The organism is Pseudomonas sp. ATCC 43928, assembly GCF_005938665.2.
Lineage (GTDB): Bacteria > Pseudomonadota > Gammaproteobacteria > Pseudomonadales > Pseudomonadaceae > Aquipseudomonas.
The window spans coordinates 3111186-3126712 of sequence record NZ_CP041753.1 but is presented as its reverse complement, the minus strand read 5'-3'; the positions used below and the strand labels follow the sequence as shown (position 1 = coordinate 3126712).

12 protein-coding genes are annotated in these 15527 nt (G+C 58.3%); 10 read left to right on the top strand and 2 right to left on the bottom strand.

Going from position 1 to position 15527, the window contains the following annotated elements:
* Nucleotides 1-213 precede the first annotated feature (213 nt).
* Nucleotides 214-2100 (top strand): sigma-54-dependent Fis family transcriptional regulator, encoded by a 1887-nt coding sequence (locus tag FFH90_RS14355; protein WP_138867409.1) that lies wholly within the window; start codon nucleotides 214-216, stop codon nucleotides 2098-2100.
* A 120-nt stretch (nucleotides 2101-2220) separates the two neighbouring features.
* Here the strand turns inward: FFH90_RS14355 and FFH90_RS14350 are convergent, their stop codons facing one another.
* On the bottom strand, nucleotides 2221-3786 hold the full coding sequence (locus tag FFH90_RS14350; RefSeq protein WP_028940758.1) for a carbohydrate porin: 1566 nt from the start codon (nucleotides 3784-3786) through the stop codon (nucleotides 2221-2223).
* A gap of 167 nt (nucleotides 3787-3953) precedes the next feature.
* On the opposite strand from FFH90_RS14350, the gene FFH90_RS14345 reads away from it, so the two are divergent.
* The 6 genes from FFH90_RS14345 to FFH90_RS14320 all read left to right on the top strand — a co-directional run bounded on the left by FFH90_RS14345 (nucleotide 3954) and on the right by FFH90_RS14320 (nucleotide 10779).
* The gene (locus FFH90_RS14345) at nucleotides 3954-5228 is read left to right on the top strand and encodes an ABC transporter substrate-binding protein (protein ID WP_018928910.1); all 1275 of its coding nucleotides are present in this window, start codon (nucleotides 3954-3956) and stop codon (nucleotides 5226-5228) included.
* 21 nt (nucleotides 5229-5249) lie between these two features.
* Nucleotides 5250-6212 (top strand): carbohydrate ABC transporter permease, encoded by a 963-nt coding sequence (locus FFH90_RS14340; RefSeq protein WP_111453167.1) that lies wholly within the window; start codon nucleotides 5250-5252, stop codon nucleotides 6210-6212.
* Complete coding sequence (locus FFH90_RS14335) at nucleotides 6209-7051, top strand: carbohydrate ABC transporter permease (protein ID WP_086945641.1); 843 nt, start codon at nucleotides 6209-6211, stop codon at nucleotides 7049-7051. The genes FFH90_RS14340 and FFH90_RS14335 overlap by 4 nt, the downstream gene beginning before the upstream one ends.
* A gap of 27 nt (nucleotides 7052-7078) precedes the next feature.
* The gene (locus FFH90_RS14330; protein ID WP_138867408.1) at nucleotides 7079-8212 is read left to right on the top strand and encodes an ABC transporter ATP-binding protein; all 1134 of its coding nucleotides are present in this window, start codon (nucleotides 7079-7081) and stop codon (nucleotides 8210-8212) included.
* Nucleotides 8209-9711 carry a glycoside hydrolase family 32 protein gene (locus FFH90_RS14325; protein WP_138867407.1) on the top strand — a complete coding sequence of 501 codons (1503 nt, stop codon included), beginning with the start codon at nucleotides 8209-8211 and terminating at the stop codon, nucleotides 9709-9711. The genes FFH90_RS14330 and FFH90_RS14325 overlap by 4 nt, the downstream gene beginning before the upstream one ends.
* A 75-nt stretch (nucleotides 9712-9786) precedes the next feature.
* On the top strand, nucleotides 9787-10779 hold the full coding sequence (locus tag FFH90_RS14320) for a LacI family DNA-binding transcriptional regulator (RefSeq protein ID WP_028940763.1): 993 nt from the start codon (nucleotides 9787-9789) through the stop codon (nucleotides 10777-10779).
* 37 nt (nucleotides 10780-10816) lie between these two features.
* On the opposite strand, the gene FFH90_RS14315 is transcribed toward FFH90_RS14320, so the two are convergent.
* Nucleotides 10817-11452 carry an FMN-binding negative transcriptional regulator gene (locus tag FFH90_RS14315; protein WP_111453164.1) on the bottom strand — a complete coding sequence of 212 codons (636 nt, stop codon included), beginning with the start codon at nucleotides 11450-11452 and terminating at the stop codon, nucleotides 10817-10819.
* A gap of 129 nt (nucleotides 11453-11581) precedes the next feature.
* Between FFH90_RS14315 and FFH90_RS14310 the strand changes: the two genes are divergently transcribed.
* The 3 genes from FFH90_RS14310 (at nucleotide 11582) to FFH90_RS14300 (ending at nucleotide 15521) form a co-directional block, all read left to right on the top strand.
* Nucleotides 11582-13114 (top strand): PLP-dependent aminotransferase family protein, encoded by a 1533-nt coding sequence (locus tag FFH90_RS14310; RefSeq protein ID WP_138867406.1) that lies wholly within the window; start codon nucleotides 11582-11584, stop codon nucleotides 13112-13114.
* Nucleotides 13115-13602: 488 nt separating this feature from the next.
* A complete protein-coding gene (rfaH, locus tag FFH90_RS14305; RefSeq protein WP_111453162.1) occupies nucleotides 13603-14124 on the top strand; it encodes a transcription/translation regulatory transformer protein RfaH in 522 nt (173 codons plus the stop codon).
* A gap of 236 nt (nucleotides 14125-14360) precedes the next feature.
* Entirely contained in the window at nucleotides 14361-15521 is a 1161-nt protein-coding gene (locus FFH90_RS14300; RefSeq protein WP_026286627.1) for an outer membrane beta-barrel protein, read from the top strand.
* The last annotated feature ends 6 nt before the right edge of the window (nucleotides 15522-15527 follow it).

Sequence of the window (15527 nt, the reverse complement as noted above, 5' to 3'; positions counted from 1 at the left end):
CATAAAGCCCGTTCCAGAGCGGTTTTGACTACATTTCCAAGTGATGGGATCCCGCTCGATTGAGACGTCCCATGTCAGCCTGCACGGGTTAGCGGCCAGACCTTGAGACGTCGCGTCTCAGCTTCGCAGTGGGGTGAACCGATGCTTGTCGACCGTCCGTGAACGGCGCTTAATAGCCCGCACAACTAAAAGAAGATCGAACCGGAGGCCCTAATGCTTTCCGCACACTCGAAGGCGCATGTGGATTGCGTCAGCCGTGTTTTGAAGAACGCAGCGCACCTGCCGCAACTGCCCGTGCCGGACTTGATCCTGGATTCCTGGCGCCGTTCCATGGAGCAACACCACTTGGACCCTGGCTCATTACAAGGGCCGCGGATCCTGTCCCAGAACGTGCTGCAAGAGTGTCGAGAACGCTCCGAACTGTTCCTGCGCATCGCCAGCGAAGAAGTCGCCCGACTCCATGGTCGTGTGCGCGATGCCGACTATTGCGTGTTGCTCACCGACGCCCAGGGCCAGACCATCGACTATCGCGTGGAAACCTCCATCCGTAATGATTGCCGCAAAGCAGGCCTGTACCTGGGCACCTGCTGGTCAGAGGGCGAGGAAGGCACCTGCGGGGTGGCTGCGGTGCTGACCGCACGAACACCGGTTACGGTGCACAAGCGGGATCACTTCCGCGCGGCTTTTATCGGACTCACCTGCTCCGCCGCTCCGGTCTTTGACCCTCGGGGGGAACTGCTCGGGGTGCTCGATGTGTCTGCGGTGCGTTCGCCGGACGACCGTCGTTCGCAGCATCTGATCCGGCAGATGGTGGTGCAGAGCGCACGGGAAATAGAACAGGCGTTTTTCATGAACAGTGCCCAGGGTTACTGGGTGCTGCGGGCCCACAACAGCCCGGGCTACGTCGACAGCCAGCCCGACTACCTGCTCGCCTGGGACGACGACGGCCAACTGCAGGCACTCAACCCCGCGGCGCGGCAGTGGCTGTCGCAAAGTTTTGGTCACCTGCCGGACCACATCGGCCAAGTGTTCGATCAGCAGTTATTGCATCGCGCCAAAGACGAATCACTCTGCCTGTTTCACTGCCGGGGTGGCCGCCATGTCTTGCATGGGCGACTCAGCGCGCCACGGCAAGTGAAACGCAGCCCGGCTCGGCGGGTACTGTCACCCGCCGAACTCGACCCGCGACTGGAAGAAAGTTTGCGCCTTGCGGTTCGGGTCAAAGACCGTAATCTGCCGGTGCTGATCCACGGCGAAACCGGTTCCGGCAAGGAAGTCTTCGCCCGCCAGCTGCACCAGGCCAGTCTGCGCCGTGATCGACCTTTTATTGCGGTGAACTGCGCAGCGATTCCCGAAAACCTGATCGAAAGCGAGCTGTTTGGTTATGCAGCCGGCGCCTTCACTGGTGCTTCGAATAAAGGCATGCAAGGCCTGCTGGAACAGGCCGATGGCGGCACCCTGTTTCTCGATGAAATCGGCGATATGCCCCTGACCCTGCAAACCCGGCTACTGCGGGTTTTAGCCGAGGGCGAAGTGGCGCCCCTGGGAGCGTCAAGAAGCAAGGCGATAGACATTCAGGTGGTCTGCGCCAGCCACCGCGATCTGGAAGCCCTGGTGGCCAGCGGCGAGTTTCGCGAGGACCTGTACTTCCGCCTCAGTGGTGCGCGATTCCAATTGCCGCCGTTGCGCGAACGCAGTGATCGACTGGCATTGATCAACCGGATACTCGAGGAAGAATCATCGGCCTGCGCAATGGCGATGCAACTGGGAAGCGCCGCACTGGAATGCCTGCTCGGCTATCGCTGGCCGGGAAATGTGCGCGAACTGCGGCACGTATTGCGTTACGCCTGCGCGGTGTGCGAGACCGACTTGATTCTAATGAGTGACTTGCCTGAGCATCTGCCCGGCCGTCGACTCAACGATCCGGCTTCAGCTGACGCCTTGGAACGCTGCGCCAGTCCGGAACGCGAGGCACTCATCGATGCCCTCGTGCGTCATCGCTGGAAACCCACCCCCGCGGCCAAGGCTTTGGGCATCTCCCGGGCAACGCTGTATCGACGGGTGCATCAACATGGCATCGACATGCCTGGCAGGGGCTGACCACGAGTTCATCCGGCGGCCCCGCTTAATGAGCGTTGGCCACCGGACAGCACAATGGACTTGCATCGATCACAGTATTGGTGAACGGCATCGAATAAATGTGGGAGCAAGCCCCGGCTATTAAAACCAGGTTTCCATCTGTATCCCGTATTGCCACACACCGCCGGCGTTGAAGTCGGTCTTGCCGAAGTTGTCTGTGGAGCTGTATCGGTCCAGGTCCGAAGACCAGTTCATGAAGCTGGCGAACACTCGCAACTCGGGGCGTGTGAGCAGGTCTCCAACGTCGGGTTTGAAGGTCGGGGCGATGGTGAATTTCCAGAAGTTGCCGTCCACCGCATTACGTTGCAGGTAACCCTTGGGATCGAGGTTCATGGTTTGCCAGCTCATTTCGTAGGCCATCTCGAAATTGCTGTTGATTTCATTGGCCAACCGCATGTTCAGGGTCATCCAGCGGTAGTCGTCACCCTTGACGTAGCGATCCTTGCTTTGTTCGGCCAGCAGACTTGGACCGATGCGCCAGTGGGGTGCAATCGGTGTCTCGCCGTACAGCGCCAGGCGCAGCGCACGGGCGTCGTCGATCAGTTCGCCGTCCGAGCCGATGTTCTTGACCTCGGCCCCCAGCCCTTGCCCGTAGAGCAGCGCCGTCTTGAAGAAGCCTTCCCTGCCGAAAAAGTTTTTCTGATGATTTGCGATCATGCTGTGCAAGCCGGAGTCCGCAGGCTTCAGGCCCGCTTCATTGGTGCGAGTGCTAAAGTCGTTTTTCTTTGAGCCAATGCCATTGAACATCCACTGCCACTGACCATTATCGAAGAACTGGTTGGAGGTGAGGATGTAGCTTTCCACATCGGCATTGACACCGCCCTCACTGAAATCCCCGTAGTTACGCCCGATCAACGAGTAATTCGAGCGCCAGTTCTTGTTCATCTGCACGTCGTAGATACCACCCCCGGTGCCGGCCAGAAAGACGACGTCCGAGTCCAGCCAATGGATATCGAAGTTGTCCCTGTCGAATCGCTTGCCTGCCCACAGGGTGGCGTTCTCGAACGTCGAATTGCCCTTGAATGCGGCGAGATGATCGAGTTCCGTAAATACCTGGCGCACATTCAGGTTACTTTCGGCGGCCGTCCAGTCATTGGAGCTTTCCACTCCATCGGCGATGGAAACCGTGAATTTGGAATGGGTGCCGTTCTGCGCATAGGCTTCTTTCGACAGGTCTATACGCATGTAAGTATCGTCTTCATTACCCAGTCGCCCGACTGCACCACCGACTGAACCGGCAGGCGTTGTATAAGGACCGCCCCGCCCGCCCCCCAGGCCATCGTTGATCAGCAATCCCGAGCGGGCGTAGCCCTTGAAGCTGAACCCGTCGGTGAGGTGTCCGGTACTGCCCTCCTTCTCCAGGCTTTGCTGACGGGCTTCGAGTTTTGCCAACCGCGTATCCAAAGTGGGCGCCGCAGTGGCGGTCGCAGTGGACGCAACAGGCTGCAAAGCGGGAGTGGACTGTTTGAGCTGCTGCAATTCCCTGGCGAGCGCCTGGGTTTGTTGTTCGGCGGCGGCTGCACGTTTTTCCGCAGCGCTGGCGCGGGCTTCAAACGCGGCCATGCGTTCTTCCAGAGTCGCGGCCTGAGCAGTGGCCGCCGAGGTGCCGAGTACGCCTGCGAGTAGCCAGCTTGATGCTTTCTGCATGGGGGATTTCCTGTTTTGTTTTTATTTTTTGTCCTGCGACCGGCCTTTTTTTCGTGAATTGTTAATTGTCAAAATCCACGAAAAAAAGGATGCCTCATCGCAAATACGCTGCTACATTTGGCGATGTTAACGTTAACTTTTCTAAAAACAAAAATAAAGAGGGCTTTATGAAACAGCTCAAATCACTCTTTCCAGCAGCACTGCTTGCCCTTTGCGCCGGGCTTCCATCCCTCTCCAGCGCAGCCAATCTGACGATTTCCTGCGGTGCGGTGGGTGCGGAATTACAACTGTGCAAAGAGGCCGTCGAGGCGTGGTCTCAACAGACCGGCAATCACGTCGAGGTGGTGTCCACGCCTAACTCGGCAACCGAGCGGTTGTCGTTCTATCAACAGATCCTCAGTGCGCAGTCCAGCGACATCGACATCATTCAGATCGACATGGTGTGGCCGGGGATGTTGGCCAAACATCTGCTGGATCTGCGCGAGGTGCTGCCCGCCGACGCAACCCAAGGCTACTTCCAGGCACAGGTGGACAACGCCACGGTGAACGGACGGCTGGTGACGATGCCGTGGTTCACCGACTCGGGCCTGCTGTATTACCGCAAGGACTTGCTCGAGAAATACAACAAGCAAGTCCCCCAGACTTGGGAGGAAATGACCGCTACCGCCAAGGATGTACAACAGGCCGAGCGCAATGCCGGCAACGCCAACGCCTGGGGGTACATCTTTCAAGGGCGTGCCTACGAAGGCCTGACGTGTAATGCGCTGGAATGGATCAGCAGCCAACCGGACGGAGGGCTGGTCAATCCACGAGGCGACATCGTGGTCAACAGCCAGGCCTCAAGAGCGGCGTTGACCCTGGCCAAAAGCTGGGTAGGCGACATCTCCCCGCGTGGCGTGCTCAATTACACCGAGGAAGAAGGACGCGGCGTATTCCAGTCGGGCAATGCGTTGTTCATGCGTAATTGGCCTTATGTCTGGGCCCTGGTGCAAAGCCAGGACAGTGCGGTAAAAGACAAGGTCGGGGTCGCTCCCCTGCCCCGCGGCGGCAGCACCGGCACCCATGCCTCCACCCTCGGCGGGTGGGGTTTGGCGGTATCGCGTTACAGCGCCAACCCGAAGCTTGCCGCCGAACTGGTGAGCTACCTGACCAGCGCTCAACAGCAAAAACATCGTGCGTTGATTGGCGCCTATAACCCGGTGATCGAGTCGCTCTACCAGGATCCCGAGCTGCTCGCGGCCATGCCTTATTACAGTCAGCTGCACAGCATTCTCAACGATGGCGTCATGCGCCCCGCTTCAATCACCGCCGCTCGTTATCCACGGGTCACCAATGCGTTCTTCGATCAAGTGCATGGCGTGCTGGCCGGCGAGTTGCCGGTCGATCAGGCGCTGACCGAACTGGAAGGCGAACTCACGCGTATCAAACACCGGAACTGGTAAGCCACAAGGAAGAAAATCACCATGTCTGTCTCTACTACCCATGCTCCCTGTGACGAGCTCCTGCTCGCCAGGGAAACGCCGGTACAGCGCCGCCGAGTGCGCGCTGCCTGGCTGTTTCTGACGCCGATGTTGCTGTGTCTGGCCCTGGTAGCGGCCTGGCCGTTGCTGCGGACATTCTGGTTCAGCCTGACCGACGCTAACCTCGCGGACACCGCTGGCGGCACCTTCGTTGGCCTGAGCAATTATCTGTTCCACAACGGTTCCAGCTGGTCGGGCATCCTGGTCGATCCACAATGGTGGAATGCAGTGCGCAACACCTTGCATTTCACCGTGGTGTCGGTGGGGCTGGAAGTCGTGCTGGGGCTGCTGGTGGCTTTGCTGCTGAACATCCAGTTCGCCGGCCGTTCCCTGGTGCGAGCGTTGATTCTGATTCCGTGGGCGATTCCGACCATTGTCTCGGCGAAGATCTGGTCGTGGATGCTCAATGACCAGTTCGGCATCATCAATCACCTGATGCTCAGCCTCGGCCTGATTACCGCGCCTCTGGCCTGGACCGCAGATGCCGATCTGTCGATGTGGGCGGTGATTATCGTCGACGTCTGGAAGACCGTGCCGTTTGTCACCCTGCTGATGCTCGCCGCCTTGCAGATGTTGCCGAGTGACTGCTACGAAGCCGCCAGGGTCGATGGCATTCATCCACTGAAGGTGTTCTGGCGGGTCACGCTGCCACTGCTGATGCCCGCATTGCTGGTGGCGGCGATTTTCCGCATCCTCGACTCCCTGCGGGTGTTCGACGTGATTTATGTGCTGACCTCGAACTCATCGAGCACCATGAGCATGTCGGTCTACGCCCGCCAACACCTGGTGGAGTTCCAGGACGTCGGTTACGGCAGCGCCGCCTCGACCCTGCTGTTTCTGGTGGTTGCAGTGATCGCCATGCTTTATCTCTACCTCGGACGCCGTCAACTGGAGGTCCGGTCATGAGCCCTCGCCTACTGAAAAAAGCACTGTTGCGCTTCGGTTTCTGGTGCCTGATCGGGGTGTTGCTGCTGTATGCGGTGTTCCCTTTCTACTACGCCATCGTCACGTCGCTGAAGCCGTCCAGCGCCTTGTTCGAGGTGAGTTACTGGATCAAAAAACCCGACTTCTCCAATTACGCGGCGGTGCTTAACCAAGCCTCATTCCTGCGGGCTATCGGTAATTCACTGGTGGTCGCGCTTAGCGTAGTGACGCTGGCGCTGTTCCTCAGCCTGACCGCTGCTTATGCCTTGGGCCGGGTGAAATTCCGTGGGCGTGGCACGGTGTTGATGATGGTCCTTGGGGTGTCGATGTTTCCCCAGGTCGCGGTGCTGTCGGGGCTGTTCGAGGTGATCCGTGCCTTGGGCCTGTACAACACGTCCTGGGCGTTGATTCTCAGCTACACGATTTTCACCCTGCCCTTCACCGTTTGGGTGCTGACCACGTTCATGGGTCAACTGCCCCATGAACTGGAAGAAGCGGCAATCATGGATGGCGCCTCACCCTGGATCACGCTGACCCGGGTGCTGTTGCCGCTGCTCTGGCCCGCCCTGGTCACCACTGGCTTGCTGGCTTTCATCGCGGCGTGGAACGAGTTCCTGTTTGCCCTGACCTTCACCCTCACCGACACCCAACGCACGGTGCCAGTGGCCATCGCCCTGATTTCCGGCGGCAGCCCCCATGAGTTGCCTTGGGGGTTGTTGATGGCGGCATCGGTGCTGGTCACCGTCCCACTGGTGATTCTGGTGCTGATCTTCCAGCGCCGAATCGTTTCCGGCCTCACTACCGGCGCGTTAAAGGGTTGATGCCCGACAACTACAAGGAACAGCATCGTGATCAAGTTGAAACTGGATAACGTGAACAAACAATTGGGCGGTGCGCGGATTCTGCGCGACGTCAACCTGGAGATCGCGGCGGGTGAGTTCGTGGTATTCGTCGGCCCTTCGGGCTGCGGAAAGTCGACCCTGCTGCGCCTTATCGCTGGACTGGATTCGATCTGCGCCGGCGACCTGCTGATCGACGGGCGTCGGGTCAACGACCTGGAGCCGCGCGAGCGTGGCGTCGGCATGGTATTTCAGTCTTATGCTCTGTACCCGCACATGAGCGTCTACGACAACATCAGTTTTGGTCTGAAGCTGGCCAAGACTGAAAAGACCAGCCTGCGCGAACGCGTGCTGAAAACCGCGCAAATCCTGCAATTGGACAAGCTGCTGCAACGCAAGCCAAAGGAATTGTCCGGTGGGCAGCGTCAGCGTGTCGCCATGGGCAGAGCCATGGCGCGGGAACCGGACATTCTGTTGTTCGATGAGCCGCTCTCCAACCTGGATGCGTCCTTGCGGGTGCAGATGCGCAACGAAATCGCCCGGCTGCATGCCCGGCTGGGCTCGACCATGATCTACGTCACCCACGATCAGGTTGAAGCGATGACCCTGGCCGACAAAATTGTCGTGCTCAATGGCGGTCGCGTCGAACAGGTCGGCTCACCGCGCGAACTCTATGAGCGCCCGGCCAGTCGCTTTGTCGCCGGCTTTCTCGGTTCACCCAGAATGAACTTTCTGCTGGCGCGCTTGCAGGCGCCGGGCGAAACCAGCTTGGTCGACAGCCCCGTGTTGGGGATGACGTCCCTGCCCTTCGACAGCTCGAACCTGGCGGCGGGCACGCTGCTGAGCCTGGGCATTCGCCCGGAACACGTGTCGCTCAAGGCAGCGGAAGGAGCCGCCGGCATCGTGGTGACTGCGGTCGAATACCTGGGCAGTGAAACTTATGTGCACCTCGAGACAGGTCAGGACGAGCCACTGATCTGTCGTTGTGAAGTCCACGCCGGATGGCAGGCGGGCGACCGGGTCGAGCTGCTGCTGGACATCGACAACCTGCACCTGTTCGACGCTGACGGCACAGCCTTGAAGCGTCACCCACATGCCATTGAAACCGTCCCTCTGCGCCCGGCACGAGCAGGCGCCCTATGACTTTGTCTTTGAATACCATGAGCGATCCAATGCCTGACTCCCTTGACCTTGCGCAACAGGCGCTGAGTGACGGCCTGTCTCGGGTCATCCACGATTACCGCCCCGGTTATCACATTGCCCCCCCGACAGGCTGGATGAACGACCCTAACGGGGTGGTGTACTTCCGTGGCGAGTATCACGTTTTCTATCAACACCACCCCTTTGACGCCAAGTGGGGCCCGATGTATTGGGGGCATGCCAAGAGCGCCGACCTGGTCCATTGGCAGCATCTGCCCATTGCCCTGGCGCCCGGCGATGACTTCGACCGCGACGGTTGTTTTTCCGGTAGCGCGGTAGTGTGTGGAGACACCCTGGCGCTGATCTACACCGGGCACACCTGGCTGAAAGACGTGGGTGATGAAAGCTCGATCCGTCAAGTCCAGTGCCTGGCCACCAGTGTCGACGGCATTCGCTTCGTCAAGCATGGCGCTGTCATCGAGACCGCGCCGCAAGACTCGATCATGCATTTTCGTGACCCCAAGGTCTGGCAAGCGGACGACTATTGGTACCTGATTGCCGGCGCACGTCTGGGCGATCAACCGCTGCTGCCGCTGTATCGTTCCACCGATCTGCACACCTGGGAGTTCCTCGATTATGTAGCCAGCGGCAGCGAGGGCGATGGCTATATGTGGGAGTGCCCGGATCTGTTTCGCCTGAACGGGCGCGACGTGCTGCTGTACTCCCCTCAGGGCATGCAACCCCACGGTTACGAACGGCTCAACAAATACCAGACCGGTTATCGAGTGGGCCAACTCGACAGCCAATGGCACTTCACCGGCGGGCCTTTTATCGAGCTGGATAACGGCCACGATTTCTATGCCGCGCAAACGCTGGTGGCCGCCGATGGTCGGCGCCTGGTGTGGGCGTGGCTCGACATGTGGGAAAGCCCGATGCCGAGCCAGGCCCATCACTGGTGCGGCATGCTCGGTTTACCGCGCGAACTTGAACTGCATGACGATCGCCTTTGCGTGTATCCGGCACGGGAGCTCACCGCGCTGCGCGAGGCGCCATTGCCGAGTACGCCTTGGCGGGATGAGTCGGGAACCTGTTGGGTGCCGGAAGTGAATGGCGACCTGCTGGAAATCCATGTGCATCTGGATTTACGCGGCTGCACCGACGGCCACCTGGGCATCGCCTTGCGCTGCAGCAACGATGGCCGTGAAGAAACCCTGCTCTATTACGATGCGGCATTACAGCGCCTGGTGCTGGACCGCAGCCGCTCGGGTGCGCAAGTCAGCGGCCAGCGCAGCGTGTCGATAGACCCGACACAAGAGCGACTGGAACTGCGCGTGTTTCTCGATCGCTCGTCCATCGAGGTGTTCGACGAAAACGGCCGCTTCAGCCTCAGCAGTCGCCTCTATCCGCGGCCCGACAGTCTGGGCGTGAAGTTGTTTAACCACGGCAGTGGCGGGCGTGCTTCGATTCCCAGGGCGTGGCCTCTCGCTTCAGGTTGGGTATGAGCGTTGTCATTCGAGTCGCGAGAAACCCGGGCCCTGTGTCATGATTCTGCGTCAACCTGACCGGGCTCGCCTCGCATGACTTCAGTGAAAGACGTTGCACAGCTGGCCGGCGTGTCCTTGATGACGGTTTCTCGAGCGCTCAACAACCCGGAAAAACTGAGCCCCGAAACCCTTCAGCGGGTGCGTCGCGCCATTGATGAACTGCAATTCGTACCGAGCCTGTCGGCGCGCAAGATGCGCGGCGACAACCTCCAGTCGCGCACCATCGGTGTGTTCGCGCTGGACACCGCGACCACACCGTTCGCGGTGGAGCTGCTGCTGTCCATCGAACAGACCGCGCAACAGGCCGGCTGGAATGTCTTCATCCTTAACCTGTTAAGCAACCCGCCCACTGACCAGAACATCGACCTGATGCTGTCGCATCGCCCTGACGGGCTGATCTTCAGCGCCATGGGCTTTCGCCACGTCAGCATTCCCGAGCGCTTGAAGAGCAAACCGCTGGTACTCGCCAATTGCCTGGCCGATGACAGTCGCCTGGTCAGTTACGTACCGGACGACGAAACGGGGCAGTATCGCGCCGTGCATCACGCGTTGAGCCAAGGCTATCGGCGCCCGCTGTGCATCAATCTGCCAAAACAGAGCCTGGCCTGGGGGCTGCGACAAGAAGGCCTGCTGCGCGCCTGTCAGGCATTCGGGCTGGCGCCTGACGCGCTTCTGCAATACGACCTTTCCGAGCATGACGCCTACGGTGAAACCGCAGCCATCCTCGATCGGCACATTGTTGAGGGTCGCCCACAATTCGACATTCTGATCTGTGGCAACGACCGCATCGCGTTTTGTGCCTATCAGCTGTTGTTGAGCCGAGGCCTGAAAATTCCCGGCGATGTCGCCGTGCTCGGCTACGACAACATGATCGGTATCGCCGAACTGTTCATCCCGCCGCTGACCACGGTGCAACTGCCGTACTATGAGATCGGTCGCCGGGCTGCCCGGCATCTGATCGAAGCCCTTGAGGTAGAGGGAGCCCAGCCGGTTGATTGTCCATTGGTGGTCAGGGCGTCGCTATGAGTGCGAGCGCCGCAGACCAGCCTGTGCACGAGGTGCCTCAGGATTCGGCATCGACACCCGCGAGCATTGCCTCTCCCAATACGATTTTCCCGCTGTCCTTGAGTGCCTGACCTGCACCACGGATGTCTCTCGCTTCCTTATTCTGGCCCAGCTTGAACTTACCGACCAGGCGAGTGATCTCGATCTCTACCCCAACGATCGCTTTAAGCATCGAGGCGATGTAGTCCTTCGGGGCGTCCGTCATTTTCCATGGCTCGGGCTGGGAGGACTCATGGGTTCGGGTCAGGAGCGCCACCAACCCACGGACATAGCGCTCATCATCGTGAAGGGTGATCCTCCCATGGGCGTGCACCACCTTGTAGTTCCAGGTCGGAACCTGTTTATGTGTTTCGTGCTTGCTCGGATACCAGGTGGGCGAGATGTAAGCCTCGGCACCGCGAAAAACCACCAAGACTTCGTCGCCATTTTTAACGTCTTGCCAGACCGGATTGGCGCGCGCGACGTGCGCCTGGAGAACACCGAACTGCCCCTGCGCAGCCTTCAACTCGAAAGGAATGTGGTTGGCATCCAGTCCGCTTTCACCGTTGGTAAACAGAATGCCCAGCGGGTGCTGCACGATCAGTTCATGAAGGGCTTCGGCGCGAGGCTCATCAAAATGGGCAGGTACGTACATATCAACTCCTTCAATCGTTCAAGGGTGGGGACAGCGCGCCAGTGGTGAGGTGGCCTTCGTGTGAATTGTGTGGATGAACTGGCCCATGGTATAGAGCCAATATCCAACATAATCACTGAGCCAGAATTGATGGCACGTAAAGCCAACGTTGTTGAAATTCCATCGCTGGGCACGCTGGATCGAACCGCCGGTCAATTGGGACGACAGCTTGCTCAAGCGCTTAGGTCCGCGATCCGCAGGGGCGACCTCAAGCCTGGTGAGCTGCTGCCATCGACGCGCATTCTCGGCAAATCGCTGACGATTGCCCGAGGCACCGTTATCGAGGCTTTTGAGCAGTTGATCGCCGAGGGCTTCCTGGAATCCCAAGGCAGAGCAGGCACGCGGGTGGCCCGCTCTTTGGCAGAAGCGTCGCCAACCACCCGGCAGGAGCAAGGCCGGCCAACTGAAACCAGGTCGTGGACGCCCTCTTCCCGAATCGAACGGTTCGCTCAGGTGGCCCAGCAATTTAGAGCGGCTGCGCAGATTCCGTTCTCGGTCTCGGTGCCGATTGGCAAAGCGGCGCCTGACGATATCTGGCGTCGCCTTGGCAATCGCATCAGGGCGCGAGGGGCTGGAGCGCCCTCGGGATACGGCGATCCACAAGGTACGCTTGAGTTACGGGAAGCGGTAGCGGATTACGTGCGCAAGTCACGCTCTGTGCGCTGTGAAGCGAGCCAGGTCATCATTACATCCGGCACGCAACAGGGCCTGTATCTCGCCTGTCAGGTGCTGCTCGATGTGGGGGATTTTGCGTGGGTGGAGGATCCGGCCTACCGGGGTATCACAGGAATTCTGGAAAGCGCAGGCCATACAAATCAAATGATCCGCGTCCCGGTTGATGCCGAGGGGCTGAATGTTGAAAACGGCATAGCGCAATGCCCCCAGGCACGGGCAGCCTTCGTGACCTCGTCACATCAATATCCACTCGGCATGCCAATGAGCATGGCCAGGCGCGATGCCTTGCTGGCATGGGCCCGGGCGTCCGATGCCTGGATCGTCGAGGACGATTACGACAGTGAACTGCGTTACGCCGGCCACCCTTTTCCATCCTTGCAGGGGCTGGACCCCGACCGGGTTATCTACCTGGGGACGTTCAGCAAAATACTGTTCCCCTCGTTACGACTCGGCTACGCAATCGTTCCGCCTTATCTGGTGCAAGCCTTCTGCGGTGCGCGGGTCCTGATGGATCGGCATCCCGCCAACGCCGATCAGCACGTACTCGCAGCATTCATCGCAGAAGGACATCTGGATCGGCACATCCGGCGAATTCGCGGCGTATACGCAGACATCCACAGGCAAATCATCGAGGCGGTTGCCAGGCTGATTCCTCGCGAACTTGCGTGGCTGGAACCGAGCGATCAGGGCATGCATCTGGTGCTTTGGCTGGCGGAAGTTATCGACGATCAGTGGGTCGCCGCCAAAGCTTCCGAAGCTCAGGTATCGGTACGTGCCGTGTCGCCGATGTATGCCGGTGGCAATGGCCGTTCGGGATTGATTCTGGGTTTGGGCGGTTTCAGTGCCGAAGACATTGAGTCCGCCACCCGGCGCCTTGCGCAGGTCATCACGTTGGCCGCGAACCCGTCGGGCCGCAGAATCATGCCAATTGCCATAAAACATTTTTAAAACAATTAGTTGGACAACCTTAATAACTTATTGGACAGAAGGCTATATTTTTGACTAGTAACATTTGACAGGCCACCTTGAGTGATCAATACCTAACAGGGTCGACACCTGACAAAGGCGACGATCTAGTGGATGAATATCCATTGCTGACTGCATTGCAAATAAGGCTTACGAACAAAAGTACTTATTTTTAAAGGGCCGAAGGTTCGGACCGTGCGGTAGCTTTGGCCATCGCAAAGTATCGGCTTCATTTCGTGCCTGAAGGCGACATCATGCACAGCGTTAATTAAGGTTTACACATTCCACTTTGCAATCACTTTGAAATCACTTTACCGTTTCCCTGGCGTTACATGCTTCATCATTGATACACCGTTTTAAAAGCTTAACACTTTCGCGACTTCCACAACCTCATTGCGTTCACTGGAAGGATAACGGCATCGCTGATACGCAACAGGCATGCTTAAACCAACGTTACGGAGCTTGCCAGTATGCTGACGACTACCCAAGCCTCTAACTGGTATCTTTTGCAGTGCAAGCCACGTCAGGACGAACGGGCGAAAATCAATTTATTGCGGCAAAACTATGTCATATTTTGCCCGCAAACCGTTAGCCAACGCAGGATACATGGTAGCCCCCATCAATCCCTTGAGCCGCTCTTCCCGGGGTACCTTTTCATTCAGCTAGGCCGTGACGACAAGTGGGCCCCTTTGCGTTCTACACGTGGCGTCAGCCGAATCGTCGATTTTAATCACGGCCCGGCAATGGTCCCTGACGATGTCATCACACACTTGCAAGAGCGGTGTTATAAACCACCGGAAATTCTTGCACCTCACACGTTCAAGCCCGGTGAAAAACTGCAAATAACCCGAGGACCGCTGTCGACACTCGAAGGTATTTTCATGACCATGTTAGGTGACGAGCGAGTTATGATCCTGCTTCACTTTCTGAATAGAGAGCAGCCGGTTCGTATTCCACTGACTGATATTGAGCGAGCACGCCTCCATCTATAAGCCCCTATTCAACTTACTTCAATAACAAAACCTGAACACATTCACCCAACTTTAAATTCAAACAAAAATTTATGCCTTTTTTTATTTCATGGATTGTTTCCAGGCGAGTGATTACTCACACTTACGGACTCCATTCGCATGAAGAAATCACTGACATCAGCCGATATTACATCGCGCACATTCGGCCCTGTTTTTCCGGTCTATAGTCATTGGATTCATCCCCAAGGAGCAATGATATGACCCTTAAGACCCATGGCCCCTTCGCACTGATAGTGATCTCTCTATATCCCGGAGCGGCCTGGAGTCTCGACCCCCAGGCCATTAACATCTACGGATTCGACTTCACACCCACGTTGTTATTTTCAGAGAGCTACGATGACAACTTCCGGGAGCTGGATCGGGGACGTCAGTCTTCCATGGTGACCAAGGTGGCGCCCTCTTTCGAACTCAAGGCCGAAGATCGAAACAGTGCCACGCGACTTATCTGGCAGCCTACCCGCTACATTTATCATGATCATCCGGATGCCTCGAATACGGCACAACGTGTGCGGCTCGACAGCATCATGGAGTTCACCGACCGCCATCGCCTGAAACTTGAAGGGGAAGCGCGTAAATACGAACGCACGACATCGACTGCTGTCGATGGCATCAATGACAAGATTCGCACTAATCGCGTCAATGGTCTCTATACCTACGGCGCCAAGAGCGCTGCCAATCAGATCGATCTGGGCGCAAGTTACGCTCAACTTCGTTACGACAACTCCGACGGCATCAATAAAGACAAAGAGCGCAATACCACCGGCCTGACCACCACCTGGTACCACCGTATAGGCAGCAACACCCGCGGCTTGCTGGAGTACGACCATACCGTCTTCGACTACCTGCTCTCCGACAGCCGTCTCAACAGCACATCCAATGCGGTCCTGGCCGGTGCCGAGTGGGACTTCACCGCACGCACCACCGGCAAAGTACGCCTTGGTTATGAGCGCAAGAACTTTGATGACAGCAGTGTCAAAGACCTCAGTAACCCGACCTGGCAGGTGGACCTGCGATGGAAGCCACGAACCTACTCGACCTTTTCGTTCGTTGCTCGCCAGGCGCTGGCCGAGGGCGACGACGGTGCTGACGCCGTCAAGACCAGCTCTGCGCTGTTCGGCTGGCGTCATGGCTGGACCGAGCGGATCACAACGGTGGCCGAAGCAGGGCTGGCCCGCTATGAGTACGAGGGGCAGAACCGCACCGACAACCTTCGCGACTACAACTTCGCCGTGGAATACCAGATGCGCCGCTGGCTGGATATCGAATTGGGCTATCGCCACCGCAACGACAATTCCGATGCCGACAACCATAGTTTTGAACGCAACATCTTCCTGCTCAGCTTCAACGTAAGTCTCTAAGAGGTT

What these genes read in the sequence shown, in the direction of transcription:
- FFH90_RS14345 (WP_018928910.1), top strand. Translation starts at nt 3,954, where the DNA reads ATGAAACAGCTCAAATCACTCTTTCCAGCAGCACTGCTTGCCCTTTGC.
- FFH90_RS14340 (WP_111453167.1), top strand. Translation starts at nt 5,250, where the DNA reads ATGTCTGTCTCTACTACCCATGCTCCCTGTGACGAGCTCCTGCTCGCC.
- FFH90_RS14355 (WP_138867409.1), top strand. Translation starts at nt 214, where the DNA reads ATGCTTTCCGCACACTCGAAGGCGCATGTGGATTGCGTCAGCCGTGTT.
- FFH90_RS14350 (WP_028940758.1), bottom strand. Translation starts at nt 3,786, where the DNA reads ATGCAGAAAGCATCAAGCTGGCTACTCGCAGGCGTACTCGGCACCTCG.
- FFH90_RS14335 (WP_086945641.1), top strand. Translation starts at nt 6,209, where the DNA reads ATGAGCCCTCGCCTACTGAAAAAAGCACTGTTGCGCTTCGGTTTCTGG.
- FFH90_RS14300 (WP_026286627.1), top strand. Translation starts at nt 14,361, where the DNA reads ATGACCCTTAAGACCCATGGCCCCTTCGCACTGATAGTGATCTCTCTA.
- FFH90_RS14310 (WP_138867406.1), top strand. Translation starts at nt 11,582, where the DNA reads ATGGCACGTAAAGCCAACGTTGTTGAAATTCCATCGCTGGGCACGCTG.
- rfaH (WP_111453162.1), top strand. Translation starts at nt 13,603, where the DNA reads ATGCTGACGACTACCCAAGCCTCTAACTGGTATCTTTTGCAGTGCAAG.
- FFH90_RS14320 (WP_028940763.1), top strand. Translation starts at nt 9,787, where the DNA reads ATGACTTCAGTGAAAGACGTTGCACAGCTGGCCGGCGTGTCCTTGATG.
- FFH90_RS14315 (WP_111453164.1), bottom strand. Translation starts at nt 11,452, where the DNA reads ATGTACGTACCTGCCCATTTTGATGAGCCTCGCGCCGAAGCCCTTCAT.
- FFH90_RS14325 (WP_138867407.1), top strand. Translation starts at nt 8,209, where the DNA reads ATGACTTTGTCTTTGAATACCATGAGCGATCCAATGCCTGACTCCCTT.